Source organism: Pseudoclavibacter sp. RFBB5, from assembly GCF_002931555.1.
In the GTDB taxonomy this organism is placed as follows: domain Bacteria; phylum Actinomycetota; class Actinomycetes; order Actinomycetales; family Microbacteriaceae; genus Pseudoclavibacter.
Map to the genome: position 1 here is coordinate 450582 of NZ_PSTZ01000007.1, position 22184 is coordinate 472765.

The 22184-nt window shown below is 68.6% G+C and carries 16 protein-coding genes and 1 tRNA gene; 7 read left to right on the forward strand and 10 right to left on the reverse strand.

From position 1 onward, the window contains the following. Positions 1–97: 97 nt before the first annotated feature. Together C5B97_RS10040 and polA are read right to left on the reverse strand one after the other, a co-directional pair. Positions 98–1795, reverse strand: a complete 1698-nt coding sequence (locus tag C5B97_RS10040) for a DUF885 domain-containing protein (RefSeq protein ID WP_104311927.1) — start codon at positions 1793–1795, stop codon at positions 98–100. A 74-nt stretch (positions 1796–1869) separates the two neighbouring features. Beyond that, the gene (gene polA, locus C5B97_RS10045; protein WP_104311928.1) at positions 1870–4500 is read right to left on the reverse strand and encodes a DNA polymerase I; all 2631 of its coding nucleotides are present in this window, start codon (positions 4498–4500) and stop codon (positions 1870–1872) included. A 104-nt stretch (positions 4501–4604) separates the two neighbouring features. Between polA and C5B97_RS10050 the strand changes: the two genes are divergently transcribed. Then, positions 4605–5054: a PaaI family thioesterase gene (locus tag C5B97_RS10050; protein WP_104311929.1), complete on the forward strand. Its 450-nt coding sequence runs from the start codon at positions 4605–4607 to the stop codon at positions 5052–5054. Positions 5055–5122: 68 nt separating this feature from the next. Here the strand turns inward: C5B97_RS10050 and C5B97_RS10055 are convergent, their stop codons facing one another. Further along, positions 5123–5725, reverse strand: coding sequence for an ANTAR domain-containing response regulator (locus C5B97_RS10055; RefSeq protein ID WP_104241240.1), 603 nt, complete (start codon positions 5723–5725; stop codon positions 5123–5125). A gap of 35 nt (positions 5726–5760) precedes the next feature. Here C5B97_RS10055 and C5B97_RS10060 point away from each other — a divergent pair. After that, a tRNA-Leu gene (locus C5B97_RS10060) sits at positions 5761–5846 on the forward strand. Positions 5847–5923: 77 nt separating this feature from the next. Here the strand turns inward: C5B97_RS10060 and C5B97_RS10065 are convergent. Together C5B97_RS10065 and C5B97_RS10070 are read right to left on the reverse strand one after the other, a co-directional pair. Then, positions 5924–6184, reverse strand: coding sequence for a hypothetical protein (locus tag C5B97_RS10065; protein WP_146080781.1), 261 nt, complete (start codon positions 6182–6184; stop codon positions 5924–5926). 30 nt (positions 6185–6214) lie between these two features. Next, positions 6215–7021, reverse strand: coding sequence for an SDR family oxidoreductase (locus C5B97_RS10070; RefSeq protein WP_104311931.1), 807 nt, complete (start codon positions 7019–7021; stop codon positions 6215–6217). A 259-nt stretch (positions 7022–7280) separates the two neighbouring features. Between C5B97_RS10070 and C5B97_RS10075 the strand changes: the two genes are divergently transcribed. After that, on the forward strand, positions 7281–12887 hold the full coding sequence (locus tag C5B97_RS10075; RefSeq protein WP_219819793.1) for a glutamate synthase-related protein: 5607 nt from the start codon (positions 7281–7283) through the stop codon (positions 12885–12887). Beyond that, on the forward strand, positions 12884–14620 hold the full coding sequence (locus C5B97_RS10080; RefSeq protein WP_104311932.1) for a sulfite reductase flavoprotein subunit alpha: 1737 nt from the start codon (positions 12884–12886) through the stop codon (positions 14618–14620). The genes C5B97_RS10075 and C5B97_RS10080 overlap by 4 nt, the downstream gene beginning before the upstream one ends. 212 nt (positions 14621–14832) lie before the next feature. On the opposite strand, the gene C5B97_RS10085 is transcribed toward C5B97_RS10080, so the two are convergent. Further along, on the reverse strand, positions 14833–16500 hold the full coding sequence (locus C5B97_RS10085; RefSeq protein WP_308471452.1) for a DUF222 domain-containing protein: 1668 nt from the start codon (positions 16498–16500) through the stop codon (positions 14833–14835). Between the two features lie 163 nt (positions 16501–16663). Here C5B97_RS10085 and C5B97_RS10090 point away from each other — a divergent pair, with 163 nt between their 5' ends. Continuing rightward, entirely contained in the window at positions 16664–17308 is a 645-nt protein-coding gene (locus C5B97_RS10090) for a TetR/AcrR family transcriptional regulator (RefSeq protein WP_104311934.1), read from the forward strand. Beyond that, a complete protein-coding gene (locus C5B97_RS10095) occupies positions 17305–17508 on the forward strand; it encodes a hypothetical protein (RefSeq protein ID WP_104311935.1) in 204 nt (67 codons plus the stop codon). The genes C5B97_RS10090 and C5B97_RS10095 overlap by 4 nt, the downstream gene beginning before the upstream one ends. Here C5B97_RS10095 and C5B97_RS17755 read toward each other — a convergent pair. Next, on the reverse strand, positions 17505–17759 hold the full coding sequence (locus C5B97_RS17755) for a hypothetical protein (protein WP_146080782.1): 255 nt from the start codon (positions 17757–17759) through the stop codon (positions 17505–17507). The genes C5B97_RS10095 and C5B97_RS17755 overlap by 4 nt on opposite strands. Before the next feature lie 54 nt (positions 17760–17813). On the opposite strand from C5B97_RS17755, the gene C5B97_RS10100 reads away from it, so the two are divergent. Then, entirely contained in the window at positions 17814–18278 is a 465-nt protein-coding gene (locus C5B97_RS10100; RefSeq protein WP_104311936.1) for a MarR family winged helix-turn-helix transcriptional regulator, read from the forward strand. 45 nt (positions 18279–18323) lie between these two features. On the opposite strand, the gene C5B97_RS10105 is transcribed toward C5B97_RS10100, so the two are convergent. The 3 genes from C5B97_RS10105 to pyk all read right to left on the reverse strand — a co-directional run bounded on the left by C5B97_RS10105 (position 18324) and on the right by pyk (position 22146). Continuing rightward, a complete protein-coding gene (locus C5B97_RS10105) occupies positions 18324–19427 on the reverse strand; it encodes an NADH:flavin oxidoreductase/NADH oxidase (RefSeq protein WP_104311937.1) in 1104 nt (367 codons plus the stop codon). 76 nt (positions 19428–19503) lie between these two features. After that, on the reverse strand, positions 19504–20538 hold the full coding sequence (locus C5B97_RS10110; RefSeq protein WP_258068123.1) for an alpha/beta hydrolase: 1035 nt from the start codon (positions 20536–20538) through the stop codon (positions 19504–19506). A 150-nt stretch (positions 20539–20688) separates the two neighbouring features. After that, positions 20689–22146: a pyruvate kinase gene (pyk, locus tag C5B97_RS10115; protein ID WP_104311938.1), complete on the reverse strand. Its 1458-nt coding sequence runs from the start codon at positions 22144–22146 to the stop codon at positions 20689–20691. Positions 22147–22184 lie beyond the last annotated feature (38 nt).

Below are 22184 nucleotides of genomic sequence, written 5' to 3' on the forward strand. Positions count from 1 at the left end.
GCGGCAGCGAATGCATCGATGCATTCGCTGCCGCGAGCCTAGGCGAAGCCGCCTGGGTGATGTCCAGCCACGAAGGCCGGACGCTCGAGCCGCCCGATCAGTCCGTGCTGAGCACCTCGCGGAGGGTGTCGAGGCCGAGGCCGCCGAGGTCGAGCGCACGCGAGTGCCAGGCCTTGAGGTCGAAGTCATCCCCGCCTCGCTGTTCGGCTTCCGCGCGCAGCTCCTCCCAGATGCGCTGACCGATCTTGTAGGAGGGTGCTTGGCCCGGCCAGCCGAAGTAGCGGTTCACCTCGAACTTCACGAAGCCGTCCGGCATGTTCACGTGCTGGCGCATGAAGTCGAGCGCGTACTCGTAGTCCCAGACCTCGTCTCCCTCGGGGACCGTCTTGCCGAGGTGGACACCGATGTCGAGGACGACGCGTGCTGCGCGCATCCGCTGCCCGTCGAGCATGCCGAGTCGGTCGGCTGGCTCATCGAGGTAGCCGAGCTGCTCCATGAGGCGTTCCGCGTAGAGCGCCCACCCCTCGCCGTGGCCCGAGGTCCAGTTGTTGCGTCGCCAGGTGTTGAGCTGGTCTCGGTTCAGGGTCGCGCGCGCGATCTGCAGGTGGTGGCCCGGGACGCCTTCGTGGTACACGGTCGTCAGCTCGCGCCAGGTGTCGAACTCCGTGACGCCCGGTGTGACCGACCACCACATGCGGCCGGGACGGGAGAAGTCCTCGGACGGGCCCGTGTAGTAGATGCCGCCCTCTTCCGTTGGCGCGATCATGCACTCGAGTCGGCGCATCGGCTCCGGGATGTCGAAGTGGCTTTCTGCGAGCTCGGCGACGGCTCGGTCGCTGGTCTCCTGCATCCAGGCCTTGAGAGCCGGCTTTCCATGCAGTTTTCGGCTCGGATCGAGCTCGAGGTGAGCGATGGCCTCCGCGACGGATGCGCCTGGGAGGATCTCGTTCGCGATCGCCTCCTGCTCGGCCTTCATCCGCGCGAGCTCGGCGAGACCCCACTCGTAGGTCTCGTCCAGGTCGACCGCGGCACCGAGGAAGCCGCGGGAGGCGAGCGCGTAGTGCTCGCGCCCGACGGCGTCGGTCTCGCTCGCCGCGGGCAGCAGCTCGTCGTCGAGGAACGTCGTGAACGCGCCGTACGCGGCAGACGCGAGCTCAGCGCCTCGCTGCAGCTTCTTGCGGAGTTCCTGCGAGAGCTCGCCGGTCGCGGGCGACGACTCCGCGAGCTGCTCGAAGAAGTTCCCCGGGGCCGCGTACTCGCCGGTCTGCACGGCGACTTCGCGGACCTGCCGCTTCGCGGGAACTACACCGGCCATGATGCCCGCGCCGAGGCGCTCCGTGTATCCCTCGACCGCCGCAGGCAGGTTCTCGAGGCGCCGCGCGATGTCCTCGAAGTCGCTCGGCGTCTCGCGAGGCATGAGGTCGAACACCATGCGGATGTCCTGCGCCGGAGATGCGATGTTCGACAGTTCACGCAGGTGCAGCTTGGCGTCGATCATCTCGACCTCGAGCCCGAGGCTGCGTCGCAGCTCGAGCGCCGTCACACGGTCGACCTCGTCGGTCTCGGTGAGCGTGTTCAGCTTCGCGAGCACCTCGACGATCGCGGCGCGCTTCCGGGGAGCCGCGGCCGACGAGTAGTCGCCGTACTCGGCCTTGTCGCCCTCGGCGCCGAGCTCCACGCGCAGCTCGGGCGAGAGGTCGATCTCGGTAGCGACCCAGGCCTCCGCGAGCCGGTCGATGTCCGTCTGCGGTCGTGGCTGACTGGTGTTCTGGGTGGGAAGAGCGGAAGTCGTCATCCCGCAAGCCTATGCTCGCCCCTCTGGGTCCCCGCTCCACGGCCCGACCGGGTCGGGGCGAGCAGCTGCGCGGGCTAGTGCGCGGCCTCGTCCCAGTTCGGGCCGCGCCCGATCTGCACTTCCAATGGCACGGTGAGGTCCGCAGCCGCGGCCATCTCCTCGCGGACGAGCGCTTCCATCGCCTCGCCCTCACCGGCGGCGACCTCGAACACGAGCTCGTCGTGCACCTGCAGCAGCATGCGGGACGAGAAGTTCTCCGCACGGATGCGGTCCTCGATGGAGTTCATGGCGCGCTTGATGATGTCGGCCGCCGATCCCTGGATCGGCGAGTTGAGTGCCTGTCGCTCGGCGTTCTCGCGCGCGATCCTGTTCGTCGAGTGCAGGTCCGGGAACGGGCGCCTGCGGCCGAAGATGGTCTCCGTGTACCCGTCCTCCTTTGCCTGCAGGACGACGTTGCGCAGGTAGTCGCGGACCTTCCCGAAGCGCTCGAAGTAGTCGATCATGAGCTTCTTCGCTTCGGCGACCTCGATCTGCAGCTGCTTCGACAGGCCGAACGCCGAGAGGCCGTAGGCGAGGCCGTAGGACATCGCCTTGACCTTCGAGCGCATGGCCGGCGTCACATCGGCCGGGTCCACCCCGAACACCCGCGAGCCGACGAAGCGGTGGAGGTCCTCCCCCGCGTTGAAGGCCTCGATGAGCGCGGCGTCGCCCGACAGGTGCGCCATGATGCGCATCTCGATCTGCGAGTAGTCGGCGGTCAGGAGCGACTCGAACTCGGGTCCGTGCACGAACGCGCGACGGATGCGGCGACCCTCATCGGAGCGGATGGGGATGTTCTGCAGGTTCGGGTCGTTCGACGACAGGCGGCCCGTGGCGGAGCCGATCTGGTGGTAGCTCGTGTGGATGCGCGAGCTCTCGTCGATGGCCTTGAGCAGCGACTCCATGATCTGTCGCAGCTTCACCGAGTCGCGGTGCTTCCGGAGGGCGCCGAGGAAGGGATGCGGGCTGTTGCGCTCGAGGTCGGCGAGCGACTCCGCATCCGTGGAGAAGCCCGTCTTCGTCTTGCGGGTCTTCGGCATCTCGAGCGTCTCGAAGAGCACGACCTGCAGCTGCTTCGGGGAGCCGAGGTTGATCTCGGTGCCGCCGATGGCGTCGAACGCCTCCTGCTCGTAGGTGCGGATGCGCTCGGTCAGGTCGTCGGCGAGGCCCTGCAGGAAGTCGCGGTCGATGGCGACGCCCTGCAGCTCCATGCTCGAGAGCGTGGCGAGCAGGGGCGTCTCGATGGATGTGAAGACGTCGAGCGTGCCTGGCTCGAGCATGCCGAGGGCGGCAGTCGTCGCGCGCTGCGTGTACCAGGCGTCACTCGCGACGAGCGACGACTCGTCGCCGAGCTGCAGCTGGTTCGGGTCGCCCTCTGGGAGCTGCTCGTCGAGTCGCATCTGCACGAGCTCGGCGAGGCGCTTGGGGGCGTTCTGGGGGCGGTAGAGCCACGCGGCGAGCTGCCCGTCCTTGACCTGGCCGCCGACCGCGAGGCCGGCGACGGTGAGGGCCTTGAGCTGGGGCTTCGCGTCGAACATGAGCTTGGGAGCATCGCTCGCGAGCCACGCCTCGAGGGGCGCGTAGTCGACGCGCTCCGGAATCCAGCGGAGCTCGGTCGCCTCGGCGGCCGTCGACACGCCGATGGCGATGATGCCACCCTCGGCGTTGTGCGAGACCGCGAGGCCGAGGCCCTCCGGGGTCGCGGCGACGGCCTTCTCGAGCCACTGCTCGAGCTCCTCGTCGAGCAGCTCCGGTCGAACGGGCGCAGCGACTGCTTCGGCGGGCGCGATGTCGTCACCGGCTTCGTCGGCGAGCTTCAGCACCCGGTCCTGCAGGGTGCGGAACTGCAGCTTCGTGAAGATCTCGCGGACGGCATCCGCGTCGATCGACCCTCGCGTGAGCTGATCCGGTGCGACCGGCAGCTCGACGTCATCGACGAGGCGGTTGAGCTTGCGGTTGCGGACCGCGTTCTCGCGGTGCTCGCGGAAGGACTCGCCGACCTTGCCGCCGATCTCGTCGGCATGGTCGAGGATGCCCTGGAGGGAGCCGTACTGCGCGAGCCACTTGGCCGCGGTCTTCTCGCCGACCTTGGGCACGCCGGGGAGGTTGTCGCTCTTCTCCCCCACGAGGGCCGCCACGTCCGGGTACTGCTCCGGGCGCACGCTGTAGCGCTCCTCGACCTTCGCGGGGTCGTAGCGGGTCAGCTTCGTCACGCCCTGCGTCGACGGGTAGAGCAGCGTGACATCGTCGGTGACGAGCTGGATCGAGTCGCGGTCGCCGGAGACGACGAGCACCTTGAAGCCCTGCTCGCGCCCCTGCCGTGCGAGGGTCGCGAGGATGTCGTCGGCCTCGAAGTCCTCCTTCACGACGGTCTTGATGCCCATCGCGTGGAGGGCGTCGCGAAGCAGCGGGATCTGCCCCTTGAACTCGACTGGAGTCGCGTCGCGGCCCGCCTTGTACTCGGGGTACTCGCGGGTGCGGAAGGAGCTGCGCGAGATGTCGAAGGCCACGGCGATGTGGCTCGGGTTCTCGTTCTGCAGCAGGTTGAGGAGCATGGAGACGAAGCCGTGGATGGCGTTCGTGTGCTGCCCCTCCGAGTTCACGAAGCTGTCGACCGGCAGGGCGAAGAACGCCCTGAAGGCAAGCGAGTGGCCGTCGATGACCATGAGGGTAGGCTGATTTTGCGCTGACACACGGTCAGCCTACTTGCCGCCCCAGACACTGCGCCGATGCGCGCGTGTTGTGGGGCGTTCTTCGAGGAGGAAGCCTGATGACTCACCTGGAAACGCCCCCGACGACGGTCAACGGGCTCGCCATCCCCGACCAGCACGACGTGACCTACGGTCGCGGCTTCGGCGCGCTGGCCGAGCGGATGGGCATCCTCTGCGTCGAGCTGAGTCCAGAGCGCTCGGTCGCCGTCATGCCGGTCGACGGGAACACCCAGCCCATCGGCCTGCTGCACGGCGGCGCCTACTGCGTGCTCGGCGAATCCCTCGGTTCCATGGCCGCCAACGTGCACGCCGGCCCCGGGCGCTTCGCGGTCGGCATCGACATCAACGCCACCCACACCGGATCCGCGGTCAGCGGCTGGGTCACGGGCGTGTGCACGGCGATCCACCTCGGCGGCGCCATGACGGTGCACGAGATCGTGGTCACCGATGAGGCGGGCAAGCGCTGCTCCACGATCCGCATCACCAACCTCATCCGAACCGCGAAGTAGTTCCACGCAGAGCCGAAGAAGCCCTCACCGCGACAACGCGGTGAGGGCTTCTGCTGATCGAGGCTCGGCTACTTCTTGGCCGAGAGCTGCTGGATGACCGCCTGCGCGACCTCCTGCATCGTGAGACGGCGGTCCATCGACGCCTTCTGGATCCAGCGGAACGCCTCTGGCTCGCTGAGCCCCATCTTCTGCGTGAGGAGGCCCTTCGCGCGGTCGACCTGCTTGCGGGTCTCGAACCGCTCGTTGAGGTCGGAGATCTCGGCCTCGAGCGCGATGAGCTGCGCGTGGCGAGCGAGCGCGATCTCGATCGCGGGGAGCAGGTCGTTCTGCGTGAACGGCTTCACGACGTACGCGAGGGCGCCCGCCTCAGTCGCGCGCTCCACCAGTTCCTTCTGGCTGAACGCGGTGAGGAGCACAACGGGCGCGATGCTGTCCTTCGACAGCTGCTCGGCCGCGGAGATGCCGTCGAGCTGCGGCATCTTGACGTCCATGATGACGAGGTCGGGGCGGAGTTCCTTCGCGAGGGCGACCGCGGTCTCCCCGTCGCCGGCCTCTCCGACCACGTCGAAGCCGTTGTCGCGGAGGATCTCCACGATGTCGAGCCGGATGAGCGACTCGTCTTCAGCGACGACAACACGTCGCGGGGCTTGAGAGGTTTCCTGTTCAGTCACGTAGTGAGCTTACGATACTGTGTCCGTGGTGTTGCGCCGGCTTGGCGGAATGGCAGACGCGGTGCACTCAAAATGCTCTGTCCGAGAGGGCGTGTGGGTTCGAATCCCACAGCCGGCACCAGACGGGAAGCCCCGGTCGTGCCAGTGAATCACTGGCCGAACCGGGGCTTGTCTCGTTCTCGGTGTTTGTGCTCGGCGCTACTCGCCCGTCATGGGCGTCTCCTCAGGTTCCGACGAGGTCGCACCGGTTCCCGACCAGGTCGCGGTCGCGTCCCAGAGGTTCAGCGTGTCGTCGACCAGCACGTCGACCTCGACTTCGCTCTGGGGAATCGTGACGCCGTCGGAGGCCCCTGCCTCGACGAGGCGCTGCACCAGCTTGTCGGTGACCTCCGTGAGGGCCTCTTCGCCAGCATCCGCCTCGGCAGAGGCGGTGCGCATATATGTCTTGACTTCGCTCATGCGTCCATCATCTCAGCCACCGCGACCATCTCAGCCGAAGAAGAGTCTCGTGGATGCCGAGACGAAGCCTGACTGCCCGAGCTGCTCACGCATGCCCATGTACTCCTGCGCGTCCTGGCCGACGACGTACGTGATCTGCTCGGTCCCGTCCGTCACCGCGTCGAATGCGGCCTGGGCGACCTGCTCGGCGGACGAGCGCGTCGAGTCGCGGGACGGGTCCCGGAACCGCGACGTCGCCCGGATGAGCGCTTCCAGGTAGTCGGGGTGAGCGGTCTGGTCGAGGCTGCGGCCGCCGAAGTCGGTGCGGATGCCGCCAGGTGCAAGGGTCTTGACCCGGATGCCGAACGGAGCCAGCTCGTAGGCGAGGCCCTCGCTCCACCCCTCGGCACCGAACTTCGCGGCGTGGTAGACGGAGTTGAAGGGCATCGTGACCTTGCCGCCGATGGACGTCGTCGTGAGGATCACGCCTGCGCCGCGCTCACGGAAGTGCGGGATGAACTCCTTCGTGACGCGCATGACGCCGATGAGGTTGGTGGTGATGTTCTGGACGATCTGCTCGTCCGTTGCGGCCTCGAACGGGCCCGCGAGCCCGTAGCCCGCGTTGTTGAAGAGGACGTCGACGGGCTCCTCGGCAAGCGTCTCGGCCACGACGCGGACGATGGCGTCTCGGTCCGTCACGTCGAGCCGCTTGAGCGTCACCCCCGGGAGGTCACCGAGCTCCGTCTGCTTCTCCGGCGCCCGCATGGTGGCGATCACTCGCCAGCCCCTGGCGGAGAAGAGCTCGACGGCCGCACGGCCGAGTCCGGTCGAAGTCCCCGTGATGAAGATGGTGCTCATGGTGCCTCTTCCCTGTTGGTGCTGACGCGGGTGCGCGCTCCGGATCGTACTCCTCACCCCACCAGGTGGTAGGTCAGCGATCGTGCGCGCGCACGGCGCGTGGCCTTGCATCAGCCTTAGGCACCCCTTACCGTACGTATACCGCTTTGCCGCTGGGAAGCTCGCACCGCACCAAGTGCCGACTCCCGCAGACGAAACCTCCAACGTTGCAGTGTTCGCGTCGCCTTTCCCCTCGCTGCTGTCCCCTGGAGGCATCTTCGTGTCGCAAAAAATCACCGGTCTGTACCGTCCCGAGCTCGAGAAGAGCGACTGTGGCGTCGGCTTCATCACGCGGAAGGACGGCGTCCAGCATCACGACGTCATCCGGCTCGGCAACGAGGCGCTCTGCGCGATCCCGCACCGCGGAGGGATGTCAGCTGAGGGCGTCGGGGACGGCGCCGGCGTCAACGTCGACCTGTCAGTGGAGTTCTTCAGTGCGCTCGTCGGCCGACAGCTCACGGCCGGCCTCTTCGGGGTCGGCAACTTCTTCATGCCGAGCGACGAGGCACAGCTCGAGGCCGCTCACGAGCTCATCTCCGGCACGCTGCGGGCCAACGGCATCGAGCCCGTGCTCGTGCGCGACGTTCCCGTCGACCCCTCCGTCGCGCGCCCGGCCGCGGCGCACTACCAGCTCCCCATCGTGCAGTGGGTGTTCGAGGCCGCGGAAGGATGGAGCCGAGCCGAGATGGATTCGGCGGCGAACGCCGCACTCCTCGACATCGAGGGCGTCGCGTACGCGGACCCCGCGCTCCAGGGCCTCTACCCCCTCTCCCTGAGCGCGCGCACGCAGACCCTCAAGGGGCGCCTCAACTCGAACGAGGTCATCCCCTACTTCACCGACCTGCTCGACGAGCGCCAGTCGGTGCGCACGCTGTTCTTCCACACGCGCTTCTCGACCAACACGGAACCGCACCCGAGCATGGCGCAGCCGTTCCGCATGCTCGCGCACAACGGCGAGCTCAACACCGACCGCAAGAACCGCCTCTCTGAGAACGCCCTCGCGACCGCCCGCGGTCGCGTCATCGTGCATCCGCCCGGCCAGTCGGACAGCAGCCGGTTCGACCAGACCCTCCAGAGCCGTGTCTTCGACGACGGGCTCGAGCTCGTCGAGGCCGTCGTCTCGACCATGCCGCCGGCGTGGGAGAACGACCGCACGCTGACCCCCGAGGTGCGCGACATGCTCGAGTTCTTCTCCCTGTACGAGGAGAAGAACGACGGTCCGGCCGCCCTCGTCTTCAGCAACGGCGACATCATCGGCACCCGGCTCGACCGCCTCGGCCTGCGGCCGCTGCGTACCGTCGAGACGGACGACTACCTCGTCGTGAGCTCCGAGGCGGGACAGATCCAGTTCGCGCCGGGCACGATCATCCGCCGCGGCCGCATCGAGGCTGGCGGGATGCTGTACTTCGATCACCGTCAGGGACGCAGCTACCGCACGAGAGAGGCGCTCGAGCAGCTCGCCAGGCGCCGCGACTACAGCGCGGAGCTCGAAGCGGCCAGAGTCAACATCGAGGACATCGAGCTGCCCGAGATCACCCGAGGCAGCTCCACGCTCGGCTACGACGGCGACCTCTCCCCCGCCGGCAGGTACGTTGCGTACTCGCTCAACCAGGAGAGCTTCAAGTTCATGATGGACCCGATGCTCGCGAACGGCACCGAGCGCATCTCCGCGATGGGCTACGGCAATGCGATCAACGCGCTCTCCGACCAGGAGGGCGGCCTCGCGAAGTACTTCTCGCAGCGGTTCGCGCAGGTCACCAACCCGCCGCTCGACAGCATCCGCGAAGCCGACGGGATGACGCTCCGCGTGGCGCTCGGCGCGAAGCCGGACGGCGGCAACCGCACGAGGCAGATCGTCGTGCCGTCCCCGATCCTCAGCCACCTCAACATGGTCGCCCTGCGGGAGCAGCGCCTCGCGCCGCTCGAGCGCTTCGAGATCCTCTACGCCCCCGTGCAGGGTGACGCCGCGGCCAACGCGGCATCACTGCGCGACGCGGTCGAGCGGGTCTGCGACGCCGTGGCCGAGTTCGCGCGCACGCAGGGCGGCATCGCGGTCCTCACTGATCGCAACGTGTCCAGGGAGGCGGCAGCCATCCCGCTCATCCTGGTGATCGCGGCCGTGAACCAGCGGCTGATCCGCGAAGGGCTCAGGCTCCGGGTCTCGATCATCGCCGAGAGCGGCCAGCTGCCGTCCTCGCACCACATCGCGTCGGCGCTGGGCTTCGGCGCGGCCGCCGTCTACCCGCTCTGCGTGCGGCTGCGCGCGGAGGAGCGCTACCCGAGCGGCGCCGCATCCGTCGACACGATCACCGAGACGGACCTCGCGGTCGCGCGCTTCGCGAAGGCTGCGGAGAAGTCGCTCATGAAGACGATGGGTCGCGTCGGCCTCTGCACGGTCGAGAGCTACATCGGTGGCGAGTTCTTCGAACCCAACTACCTCGACACGAAGGACCCCGTGCTCGCCGGCTACTTCCCGCACCTCGCGGCGCCCGTCGGCGGGGTGCGCTTCGAGCGCATCGCCCTCGCGGTCGCCGAGTGGCACGAGCGGGCCGTCGCCGTCGCCGACGAGAAGCAGATCCCGCTCCTCGGACTCTTCAAGGAGCGCCAGGAAGGTGCAGGCCATTCCTTCGGGACCACGGCCGTTCGCGGGTTCATCGACATGACAGAGGAGCCGCGCGTCCTCGAGTCGCCGGGGGCTGCTGAGGCGACGGAACCGGGCGAGGCGGCCGCCGAACCGCACCCGGGCCACGACTCGCTGCGCCTCCTCACGCTCGGCCAGCTCGGCGACGCCTTCGGGCTCGACGACAAGGCCTACACGTACAACGGATACGGGGCGCTCACCCCCGAGCAGATCGACGCGTTCGAGATCACCCCCGGCTACCGCGACTTCGTCACCAACACGATCCAGGAGCGCACGCGCCGACCATCCGCGCTGCGCGATGTCCTCTCGCTGCCCGCCGACGTGCGCCTCGCGTCGACCCCCTCCGAGTTCGCGCGCGAGCTCAGTCGGTTCTCGCTCGACGGGAACAGCGACGTCCGCGTGCGCGGCCTCGAGATCGAGCGCGTCGAGAACGAGCGCTACCTGCTCACCCTGACGGGTCCCCTCGACGACGAAGCCGCGCGCTACGACGCGCTCGCGCAGGTCCTCACCGCACTCGATGGCGAGGCCATCGTCGAGACCACGGCGACGGATGCAGGACTCGAGGTCCGCGTGGTCCCCGGCATCTCCAGCGTTCTGAGCCTGCTGAGGACGGCTCCGGACAGCATCTCGCTCGACGAAGTGCAGCCGGCGCACGAGATCGCCCGCACGCTCGCCTCCGGCGCCATGAGCCACGGGGCGCTCGTCGCCACGGCGCACGAGTCGGTCGCGCACGGCACGAACATGGTCGGCGGCATGTCGAACTGCGGTGAGGGTGGCGAGCACATCACCCGCTACAACACGATCCGCGGCTCGCGCATCAAGCAGTTCGCCTCCGGACGCTTCGGCATCTGGGCCGGCTACCTCGCCGACCCGATGCTGCAAGAGCTGGAGATCAAGATCGGCCAGGGCGCGAAGCCCGGCGAGGGCGGGCAGCTGCCTGCCCCCAAGGTCACGGTCGACATCGCCGCGGCCCGCGGCGGCACCCCTGGCGTCGAGCTCGTCTCCCCGCCCCCGCACCACGACACGTACTCGATCGAGGACCTCGCCCAGCTCATCCACGACTGCAAGGCGGCGAGAGTTCGCGTCGTCGTCAAACTCGTCTCGTCGGAGGGCATCGGCACGATCGCCGTGGGCGTCGCGAAGGCCGGCGCCGACGTCATCAACGTGGCGGGCAACACGGGCGGCACGGGGGCTGCGGCCGTCACGAGCCTCAAGTACGCGGGCCGCTCGGCCGAGATCGGCGTCGCCGAGGTGCACCAGGCGCTCCTCGCGAACGGACTCCGGCAGAAGGTCGTGCTGCGCTGCTCGGGCGCCCACCAGATGGCAAGCGACGTCGTCACCTCGGCGCTCCTCGGCGGGGACAGCTTCGAGTTCGGCACGACGGCGCTGATGATGCTCGGCTGCGTCATGGCGAAGAACTGCAACATCAAGTGCCCAGCCGGCCTCACGACGAACCCGGAGGTGTTCGACGGCGACCCGCGCGCGCTCGCGCAGTACCTGCTCAACATCTCCCACGAGGTGCGCGAGATCCTCGCCTCCCTCGGCCTTCGCTCGCTCGGCGAGGCACGCGGCCGCGGCGACCTGCTGCAGCTCCTCGCGCACCCCGCGAGCGTCGGCGACCTGGATGTGCGCGACATGCTCGCGAAGGTGCCGGAAAAGATCGTCACCGACCCCATCTCCCTCGAGAAGGACTTCAGCATCGACGACTCGCTCGTCGAGCAGATCCGGGCCGCGCTCATCGAGCGCGCTGAGCCCGCAGTTCTCATCGAGGGCGTCGAGATGGGCAACCGCTTCAAGTCGGTCGGTGGCCAGCTGTCCATCGACATCGAGCGGATGCTCAACTACGAGCTCGACGCCGCGACCGTGGCGGACCTTTCCTCGGTCGTCGAGGACGACCGCGGACGGCGCTCGCTCGTCGACGGCAGCGTGACCGTCACGACCCAGGGGTCGGCGGGCCAGTCGTACGGCGCGTTCAGCAACGACGGCATGCGCCTCGTGCACACGGGAACCGCGAACGACGGCGTCGGCAAGAGCCAAGGAGGCGGCACCATCGTGATCCTCTCCCCCGGCGGAGGTGGCTCGCAGCCCGGCGAGAACGTGCTCATCGGCAACTTCGCACTCTTCGGCGCGACCGGTGGACGCACGTTCGTGCAGGGCGAGGCGGGTGACCGCTTCGCGGTGCGCAACTCCGGCGCCACGGCCGTCGTCGAGGGCATCGGCGACTTCGGCTGCGAGTACATGACCAACGGAGCCGTGCTCAACCTCGGGAGCGCGGGCAAGGGCCTCGGCAACGGGATGAGCGGCGGCTTCGTCTACCAGTACGACGCGGACGGGTCGACTCTCGCCAACGTCAGCGCCGACTCGCTGCTGGTGTTCCCCATCACCGACACGAGCCACGGGGACTTCCACGAGGCGGCCGTCAAGCTCCTGCTGCACTGGCACCTCGACGCGACCGGGTCTCCGCTCGCCGCGCGGATCCTCGGCGACTGGGAGGCGGAGCGCAGCAAGTTCTTCTGCGGCATGCCCCGGGCGCTGCTCCTGTACCAGGACGCGGACGAGATCCTCGCGGCCAAGGGCCGCAAGGAGCTCCTCGACGAGCTCTCGGCGTCGATCGCGACCCAGCGCATCCGCCTCTTCAAGGAGGCCTACCGAGGCGCTCACCCGGTCATCGGCGGGCGCACGCCGAGTGGCTCCGAAGCGGACCGCGACGACCGGTTCGCGCTGCTCGCCTCCTACGCCGTGCTGAACATCTCGCAGGGCATCGCGCTCACACGCGTCCCGGACGCGAGCGGACCCGACGACCCCCGGGTGGTGGATGCGGTGCGGAAGCTGATCCTCACCGAGGACTTCTTCGTCATGCAGCGCGTCAACAAGTACCTGCGCGGGGAGCTCGAGCGCTTCGAGGACGCTGCGCTGGCGGCCCTCATCGCTGCCAAGCGCCTGGAGGATTACAAGGACGCGCTCCGTCTGCGCAACGTGCGCAGCATCGACGCGCCTGGAACGACGGGATGGATCATGCACCAGAACGTGAAGAACCGCCGCCTGCTCGAGTCGGTTGGCACCGACGAGATCCTGGCGACCGCGGCGCTGGTGGACATCGCCCGCGACCTCGTCGTCACGGAGAAGCGTCAGCAGCCTTCGGCCGCCATGGCGGGTCTCACGGCAACCGCCGGAGGTCTGGCATGAGCGCGCCGTTCATCCCGGTGGACGCCCCGTTCACCAAGGAGCAGCAGGCCTGGCTCTCAGGTTTCATGGCGGGCCTGGCCGCGATCCCGACGGCCGACAAGGAGGTGCAGTCGGCGACGCTCACGCTCGAGATCCTGATCGGCACGCAGACCGGCAACTGCGAGTTCGTGGCTGAGGACCTCGCGGCCGCGGCCCGCGGCGCGGGTCTCGCGGCGACGCTCGCCCCGCTCGACTCCGTCTCGCCCGAGGCGCTCGGCGGGGAACGCAACATCGTCGTCGTCACGTCCACGTACGGCGAGGGCGAGATGCCGGACAACGCGGAGCTGTTCTGGGAGGAGCTCTCCGCCGACGGTGCGCCGCGTCTTGAGTCTGCGAAGTTCGCCGTGCTGGCGCTCGGTGACAGCAGCTACGACGACTACTGCCAGGCAGGCAAGCTCATTGACACACGCCTCGAGCAGCTCGGCGCCACTCGGGTGGTGCAGCGCGTCGACTGCGACGTCGACTACGAGGACGCAGCCGCCGCCTGGATCGCCGAGGTTGTCGAGCACTTCGCTGCGCTGCAGCCGAACACGGCAGCCCCGGCGCCCGCCGCCGCGGCAGCCCCTGCCCGCGTGCGCTCTCCCTGGAACAAGAAGACCCCGTACCCGTCGCGGCTCGCCGTGAATCGCGTGCTCTCCGGGCCGCGGAGCTCGAAGGAGATCCGCCACTACGAGTTCGAGCTCGGCGACAGCGGCATCACGTATGCGGCGGGCGACGCCCTCGCGGTCGTCCCGGTCAACGCGCCGGCACTCGTCGACGAGCTTCTCGGACACCTCGGATTCTCGGGAGACGAGGCGCTCGAGAACGGCTCAAGCCTGCGCACGGCGTTCGAACGTGAACTCGACATCACGGCGCCGTCGAAGGACCTGCTCGCGGAGCTCTCGGCGCGCGAGCCAAGCGGCGCTGTCGCGGAGCTCGTGCAGCGCGGCGACAAGGCGCAGCTCGACAGCTGGCTGTGGGGGAAGGACACGCTCGACGTCCTCAAGGCCGCACAGGGCGTGGCGTTCGGTGCGGACGAGTTCGCGGCGCTGCTGCGCCCGATGCAGCACCGTGCGTACTCGATCTCGTCGAGCCCCCTGGCCAGCCCGGACCGCATCCACCTCACCGTCGCCTCCGTCCGCTACGGCAGCGAGGCCCGCCGGTACGGCGGCGTCTGCTCGACGTTCCTCGCCGACCGTGTGGGTGAGGCCGACCCGGTGCACCTGTTCCTGCAGCCGAACGCTGCGTTCCGCGTGCCCGAGGACGATGACGCGCCCATGATCATGGTCGGCCCTGGCACGGGCATCGCGCCGTTCCGCGGCTTCCTGCACGAGCGCGAGGCGCGGGGCGCCTCCGGGCGCAACTGGCTGCTGTTCGGTGACCAGCATCGAGAGAGCGACTTCATCTACGAGGACGAGCTGACGGGGCTCAGCGAGCGGGGTGTCCTCGACCGCCTCGACCTCGCGTTCTCGCGCGACCAGGCCGAGAAGATCTACGTGCAGACGCGGATGCTCGAGCACAGTGCAGAGCTCTACGCGTGGCTCGAGGAGGGTGGCCACTTCTACGTGTGCGGCGACGCTTCGCGCATGGCAAGGGACGTCGATGATGCGCTGCATGCCGTGGTCGCGCGGGAGCGCGTAGTGACGGCTGAGGTGGCTGCCGAGTACGTCGGCGCCCTGAAGCGCCAGAAGCGCTACGTGAGGGACGTGTATTGACTCATGCGGCCGTTCGGTCGTGCTTGCCGGTGACGTCCTCGGTCCGCATGGCCGCACCTCCACACTGGAGCTGTCCGACGTGCGAGCGCAGTGCGTGGCCGTGGTGACGCGGCTCGAGATCGTGGGCGCCGACACGCACCGCGCATGGGAGCAGATGAAGGACTCGCTGCCCGCCACATGAGCCGCGGCTGCTTGGTTGCCGGTGGGTGGTTTCAGGGTCTTCGGTTGGTTGCTGGGCGTGCGGTTGGGACGCTGCTGGTGGTGTTGCTGCGGCGGCGGGCGGTTCTGCGTGGGGCGTGGTGGCCGAGGGCGGGGACGACGTGCCAGCGTCCGCTGCCACTGTTGCTGCTGCCGTTGCCGTTGCCGTTGCCGTTGATGAGGACGAGCCGTCCGCGGTGGACTTCGTGGTGGTGGAAGGAACACAGCAGGATGCCGTGTTTCGCGTCGGTGGGTGCGCCTTCGCTCCAGGGCTGTGCGTGGTGCACTTCGCACCAGCGCACGGGTGCGCTGCAGCCGGGGGCCCGGCATTGCCGGTCGCGGATCGCGATGGCTCGTCGTTGGGCGGTGGTGAAGAGTCGTTGTTTGCGGCCGAGGTCGAGGATCTCCCCGGTGCTGTTGCGGGTCGCGACGCGGATGAATCCGTCGCACAGCAGTTGCACGGCGAGGCTCGGTGGGACTGGTTCCCCGGTGCGCTCGAGGTGCGGGACGTCTTCGGGACGTTCTGCGGTTCCGGCGATGCCGGCTTCGGTGGTGACGATGATGACGGTGGGGGCTTCGCCGCCGGTTCTGGGCGCGTCTGGGGATTCGGCGTAGGCGCGGACGAGCATCGTGAGCGCGTCGATGCGCTGCTGCTCGATGGAGCGCGGGTCCACCAGCGGAACCTCGACGTCGTCGCGCTCACCCTGGCCCTGGCCCTGGCTGCCACCGTTGCCATCGCCGAGGCCGCAGTCGTCGTCGTCGCCGTCGCCGAGCGCGTGGCTTCCACCGCCGCTGTCGGCGACCGAAGGGAAGCCGTCGGCGCCGAGGGCCGGGGCGAGGGGTTCCCCGCACTCGGACGCCGCCGGGAACTCCACCCTGCGCCGTGGTGAGAGCAGCGCGTCGAACACGGAGAGCAGCTGCTCGCCCTGCTCGGGTGTCGCGACGAACTTCCCGGTGACCGCGCCGTCGCTGCGGCGGGAGATCCACAGGCCGCGTTCCTCGGCGATCTTGTCGGCCCGCGGCTCGTCACCGTCCGGGTCCAGGTACGACACCCACGTCGCCGCCTGCACCTCCAGCACCTTCGGCACGGCCGGCTGCTCATCTTCCGGGTTCACCCCGCACGCTGACGCGACCAGCTCCATCTCGGCCCGCTCGAGCTCGTCGACGCCCACGCGGTTCCCGGTGTGGTCCAGGCCCTTCGTGATCGCCGACGCCTGCGCGATCGACATGACCGCCGACCCGACCGCCTGCGACACGGCCGGATACTTCGCCGGGATCGGCTCGCCCGTCACGCTCATCCGCTCCCGCGTCGCCGCCGCCACCCGCACCAGCGTGCTCGCCTCGAACGGCCGCACCGCAAGCACCTGCTCCACCATCGCCGTCAGGTTCCGAAACCCCGACTTCCGCGCCACCGACTCCGCACGCGGCGACTCACCCTCCCGCCGCAGCAACTCCCCAGCGACCTCCACCAACGCCGCATCCAACACACGCCGACGAGCAGCCAACTCCTGCAACGCGACCACGATCTCCGCATCCGGAAACCCCGCCAACTGACACCGCGCCTCGAGCAGCGCATCAACCACAGCCGTCTCCACTGACGACTCGCGATACGCCTCCTGCTCGAACTGCGATGCCACGATAACCTCCCCCAAGATCACCACCAGCCTAGCACTGGACCGCACCAAAAACCAGTGATTGACCAGGGATTGTGGAAAAACTCAGAACCTGTGTTCGACGCCGAACCGATCATCTGCCAACCCCTGGTCGGCGCAGTATCTCGACGCACCCCCTGCCCCTGACTTCAGTGAACGTGTTCATTGAACCCGTTCACTATAGGCTCGGTCCATGTCGAGCACACGCGCGGAGATAAAGAGGCTCACTCAGACCCGCGTGCTCGACGCCGCCGAACAGATCTTTCAGGAGGAAGGGTTCGCTGGAGCCAGCATCCGCGGTATCGCCAAGTCAGCGGGCGTCAGCGCTGGAACCGTCATATCGGTCGGCGACAAGAACGCGCTGCTCGTCCGGGTCTTCGATCGCCTCATCGAAGCTGAGCACGACCGGCATGCAGCAGGCGCGATCGTCGAGTGGGAGACGACCCGACCAGGGTCGACCCCTCGCATCGAATCGCGCTTCGCGGGCAGCAGCACCTGTTCAGGCCGCCTGGTCGCTCTGGCCTCCCCATTTGTCGCCGTCTTCATGCGGAATGACGACCTCGCGCGCGTCTACGCGTCGATCCTCGTCTCCGGTGGTCACTCGTCGAGCCTCTTCTCAGAGCTCGCGGCGCGACTTACCGAGGAGTTCCGCACCGCGATCACGGTGCGGGGCTGCACTCCGCGCGCAGAAGCCGCCCAGAAGGCCGGCGCGCTGTACTTCGCATTCCTGGGCCTGCTCTTCACGGCGTCGGCCCGCCGCACCGCCGACCCCGCTGATCTCTCCGCGGATCTGCACCGCGCGTTCGCCGCGATCTGCACCTGCAAGGAGAAAGAGTGATACTTCTCCCAGACCCGTGGTGGCCAACTCTCGCGCTCGCCGTCGTGCTCGCCGCCGACGCCGTGATGTCGCTCAAACCGCCCGAGTTCATCCGGGACTGCCTCGACGGCGTGCGCTTCCCGCGTGACTGGTGGTGGACACTCATCGTCATCAAGCTGACTGCCGTGGCCGGTCTCGTGGTGCTGGTGGTCTCGCTCTAGTTGTCGGCGGAAGGGGTCGCCGGGCAGAGGATGCTGCTCGGCTGGTTCGCGCCGACACCACGGCGCACCTGATGCTCCGAATAGGGGTGCCCGCACTCGCGACAGGCGGACGGTGCGCGCACGGGGTCGGTGCGCGCAACTCCCCCGGTACCCACCTGGGCGGGGCCCATGAATGGGAAGAGGGCCTGGTTGATTCGGTTCCACCAGCCCGGCTGGCCCTTGTAGGGGTTCGGGAGTCTGTCGCTCGGCATGTTGTTAGTGTACTAACTATTCGTGGACTCGGTTGCTTCGGCTAGTCTGGACTCGTGGACCTCCTCGCGCTCGACAAGCAACTGTGCTTCGCCCTCGCCGCTGCGAGCAGGAGCGTCATCTCGCTGTACCGCCCCATCCTCGAGCCCCTCGGTCTCACCCACCCCCAGTACCTCGTGATGCTGGGCCTCTGGGAGGACGACGGGCAGACGCTCGGTCAGCTCGCCCGAGCGCTGCATCTCGAACCGGCGACCCTGAGCCCGCTCGTGAAGCGGCTTGAGGCGTCGGGACTCATCACGCGGAACCGCCGGCCAGCGGACGAGCGCGCCGTCGAGATCCGGCTCACGGACGCGGGGCGCGGCCTCAGGCGGAAGGCAGAGGAAGTCCCAGTCAAGGTCGTTGCCGAGCTCGGCTGGAGCATTCCAGAACTCGAGGCGCTCAAGGACACGCTCACGCAGCTGCTGGCCGACTCCACGTCCGCACGGAGCGACCGCGGCGGAGACGGTCGCGACGAGAGCTGACGCCCACCTGCGGGACCGAGCTCCCGAGCCGGCCGCGCTCAGCGGCTAGGCCATGTTCGCACGCCAGTACTGGGGCGCGACGAGTCCTTCCTGGCCGTCCCCCAACGCGACTGCGGCATGGACAGGCCAGTTCGGGTTCGCGAGTGCCGCACGGCCGATCGTGATCCCGTCGGCGTCACCGGCCACGAGGATCGCCTCAGCATGGCGCGCATCCGTGATCTGGCCGACCGCCGTCACGAACGTGCCCTCTTGTGGCAGCGCCGAGCGCACGGCGCGCGCCAGAGTCACCTGGTACCCGGGGCCGACCGGCCCGGTGAACGCGCCGATGCCACCACTCGACAGGTCGAACACGGTGACGCCGAGTTCGTGCACGCGCTTGGCGAGCTCGACGGTCTCGTCGATGGTCCAACCGCCTTCGACCCAGTCCTCACCCGAGAAGCGGATCGCGAGCGGCTTCTCGGCAGACCAGTTGCGTCGCACCTCGCTCACGACCTCGAGGGCGAAGCGGAGGCGGTTGTCGAACGAGCCGCCGTACTCGTCGCTCCGCTGGTTCGAGCGCGGTGACAGGAACTCGTGCACCAGGTATCCGTGGGCTGCGTGAATCTGCAGCGCGTCGAAACCGGCCGCATCCGCCCGACGCGCCGCGATGCCCCAAGCGCTCACGATCTCGGCGATCTCTTCGACGCTCAGCGCGACCGGGGGCTCAAGGCCGAGTGCATCGTTGCTCGACGGTGCTTCCGCCGTCCACCCACCCTCGTCAGCAGGAACCCGGCCGCGCGCCGTCTCGGGCAGCGCAGGATACGTGGACGCCTTCCCGCCGGCGTGCGCGAGCTGGATGCCGGCCGCCGCGCCCTGCGCATGAATGAACTCCACGATCGGGCGCCACGCCTCGGTGTGCTCGTCGCTCCAGATGCCCGCGTCCTCTGGAGAGATGCGTCCCTCTGGGACGATCGCGGTCGCCTCCGTCCAGACCAGCCCGAAGCCACCGCTGGCCCGCGCGCCGAGGTGCACCAGCTGCCATGAGGTCGGCAGGCCGTCGCGTTCCGTCACGGAGTACTGGCACATGGGAGCGAGGAACGTGGCGTTGCGCAGCGGCAGGCCGTCGCCAGCGATGCTCGGTAGGGTGATCGGCGACAGGAGGCGGCTCATACTGACCTTTCGGGTGCGGTGGCGCTGGGTACACGCAGTCCAACAGTCCGCGAGCCTGCGTTGTTCCCTGCTCCGGTCAGTCCAGGTATCCCTTGAGCCAGGTGGTCATCGCGTCGAACGCCTTCGCTCGGACGGGTGGCGCCGAGAGGAGCACGTCGTGGAGTGCGCCATCCAGACGGCGAACGGTCACGGTGTCACCCAGATTGAGGGTGCGTCTCGCGATGTCGTCGACGCGCAGCACGGAGTCCGTCCGCCTCATCGCCTCGTGCCAGATCGGGGACAGCGTGCTGCGCGCCGAGAGCATCGTCAGGACCGGCGCCTTGATGTCGAGACCGACGGCGACGGCCGCATGGCCCGCGAGGATGGCGTTGAGCCAGCCAGCCCGCACGGTGAAGCTCGGCGTCGGCCGCCAGCGCTCGTCGAACTCCCACTCTCCCCCAAGGCTCTTCTTCACTGCCCTCGTGTAGAAGCCGAAATCGATGTTGTTGAACGTGTCCGTCGGGCGGAGCTGGGCCGCGAGTGTCATGAGCGGCATGAGGGCCGTGCGAACCGCGGCGCGCGTCTGCAGCTCCAGCCAAGGACTGTTCAGGATGAGCGCGCTGGCTCGCCCAGGGTGCCTGTCGGCCCACAGGCTCAGCGTCAGACCGCCAGTGGAGTGGCCGATGAGGATGAGCGGATGGCGACCGCGGCGATGCCCGCCCGGCCCATGCCCCATGATCTCCAGCGCGCGGTCCAGCTCCTCGTCGTAGGTGGCGAGATCGGTGACGAACCCGGGTGTCTGGTGGTCGCGGAGGCTGCGACCGTACTTGCGGAGATCGAGGGCGAAGAACCGCGCTCCCTCCCCTGCCCAGTAGTGCGCGTGATGCTTCTGGAAGAAGTAGTCGGACCAGCCGTGCACGTAGAGCACGTCGGCGCCCCGGGCGGGACCGCGTGCGAAGCGGTCAGCTCTCGGCCCGCGGACGAGCGTGGCGAGCACCTCGCCCTCCTGGTCTGGCTTGAGGGGAAGGTCGAGCGCGGCGAAGCCAGCGCCGAGGACGTCGGGACGCCACGACGTCGCGGCGGCGAGCGAGTCCATCGGGTCCGTGTCGACGGATCCCTGCAGCGGACTCATATCGTCTGTTCCGTCTCGGACTTCACCATGGTGAAACGATACCCGTCGCACCGGGTGCGGCGTGGGCGCGCGAAGGCGAGCGCGCGCCGGGGATGCACAGAGGCCGGACAGCATGTCGGTGCTGTCCGGCCTCCGCGTTGCCGATCTGGCTCAGCGCGTGTGCTTGCCCTCGTACGCGGGCACGACGCGGTCATCGTCGACGCCCACGCGGTGCACCCGGAGGTCGTTGGTGGTGCCGGCGCGTCCCGGCGGCATGCCGGCCACGACCACGACGACGTCGCCCGCCTGGGCGAGGCCGTTCTCCATGAGGTACTTGTCGACCTGCCCGATCATCTCGTCCGTGTGCGTGACGCGGTCGACGATCGCTGCCGTGACGCCCCAGTAGAGGTTCATGCGACGAGCGATGTGGGGTGACGGGGTGAACCCGAGCACGGGGATCTCGGTGCGCAGGCGCGCCATGCGGCGCACGGAGTCACCGGACTCCGTGAACACGCAGTAGTACTTCGCCTTGAGGAACTCGCCCACTTCCGACGCGGCGAGGGTGATCGCGCCGCCCTGCGTGAAGGGCTTCGTGCCGAGCGGCGGGATGCGGTCGAGGCCGTGCGTCTCGGTCGACTCGATGATGCGCGCCATGGTGCGCACCGCCTCGATCGGGAACGCGCCGACGCTCGTCTCACCGGACAGCATGAGCGCGTCGGCGCCGTCGAGGACGGCGTTCGCGCAGTCGGACGCCTCCGCGCGGGTGGGGCGCGGGTTCTCGATCATTGTCTCGAGCATCTGCGTCGCGACGATGACGGGCTTCGCCCAGCGGCGGGCCTGCTGGATCGCGTTCTTCTGCACGATCGGGACCTGCTCGAGCGGCAGCTCCACGCCGAGGTCGCCGCGGGCGACCATGATGCCGTCGAACGCGTCGACGATCTCGTTGAGGTTCTCGACCGCCTGCGGCTTCTCGATCTTCGCGATGACGGGGAGGCGGATGCCCTCCTCGTCCATGATCGCGTGCACGCGGTTGATGTCCTCCGCCGAGCGCACGAACGAGAGCGCGATGATGTCGGCGCCGATGCGCAGACCCCAGCGCAGGTCGTCCTCGTCCTTCTCGGACAGGGCCGGCACGTTCACGGCGACACCGGGCAGGTTGATGCCCTTGTTGTTCGAGACCTTGCCTGGCACCTCGACGCGGGTCGTGACGGTCACGCCGTCGGTCTCCACGACGCGCACGAGCACCTTGCCGTCGTCGATGAGGAGCGGGTCGCCCGGCTTCACGTCGGTGGGCAGGCCCTTGTAGGTCGTGCCGACGAGTTCCTTCGTGCCGGGCACGTCCTGCGAGGTGATCTTGAAGATGTCACCGACCGCGAGGTCGTGAGGGCCGTTCTCGAACTTCTCGAGACGGATCTTCGGGCCCTGCAGGTCGACGAGGATGGCGACGGGAACGCCGAGCTCCTCGGCCGCATCCCGCACCAGCTTGTAGTTGTCGGTGTGCACGGTGTGGTCGCCGTGGCTGAGGTTGAAGCGCGTGACGTTGACGCCAGCGGCGATGAGGGCGCGGATCCCTTCAGGGGTGTTGACGGCTGGTCCGAGGGTGGCGACGATCTTCGCTCTACGGCTCATGCATATCTCCGGTTCGTCGAGACTGAGGTGCGCCCTGC

Bases quoted from the DNA above. Each gene is read 5' to 3' on its own strand.
- C5B97_RS10050 (WP_104311929.1), top strand. From the start codon at position 4,605: ATGACTCACCTGGAAACGCCCCCGACGACGGTCAACGGGCTCGCCATC.
- C5B97_RS10110 (WP_258068123.1), bottom strand. From the start codon at position 20,538: ATGAGTCCGCTGCAGGGATCCGTCGACACGGACCCGATGGACTCGCTC.
- C5B97_RS10040 (WP_104311927.1), bottom strand. From the start codon at position 1,795: ATGACGACTTCCGCTCTTCCCACCCAGAACACCAGTCAGCCACGACCG.
- C5B97_RS10065 (WP_146080781.1), bottom strand. From the start codon at position 6,184: ATGAGCGAAGTCAAGACATATATGCGCACCGCCTCTGCCGAGGCGGAT.
- C5B97_RS10080 (WP_104311932.1), top strand. From the start codon at position 12,884: ATGAGCGCGCCGTTCATCCCGGTGGACGCCCCGTTCACCAAGGAGCAG.
- C5B97_RS17755 (WP_146080782.1), bottom strand. From the start codon at position 17,759: ATGCCGAGCGACAGACTCCCGAACCCCTACAAGGGCCAGCCGGGCTGG.
- pyk (WP_104311938.1), bottom strand. From the start codon at position 22,146: ATGAGCCGTAGAGCGAAGATCGTCGCCACCCTCGGACCAGCCGTCAAC.
- polA (WP_104311928.1), bottom strand. From the start codon at position 4,500: ATGGTCATCGACGGCCACTCGCTTGCCTTCAGGGCGTTCTTCGCCCTG.
- C5B97_RS10090 (WP_104311934.1), top strand. From the start codon at position 16,664: ATGTCGAGCACACGCGCGGAGATAAAGAGGCTCACTCAGACCCGCGTG.
- C5B97_RS10070 (WP_104311931.1), bottom strand. From the start codon at position 7,021: ATGAGCACCATCTTCATCACGGGGACTTCGACCGGACTCGGCCGTGCG.
- C5B97_RS10105 (WP_104311937.1), bottom strand. From the start codon at position 19,427: ATGAGCCGCCTCCTGTCGCCGATCACCCTACCGAGCATCGCTGGCGAC.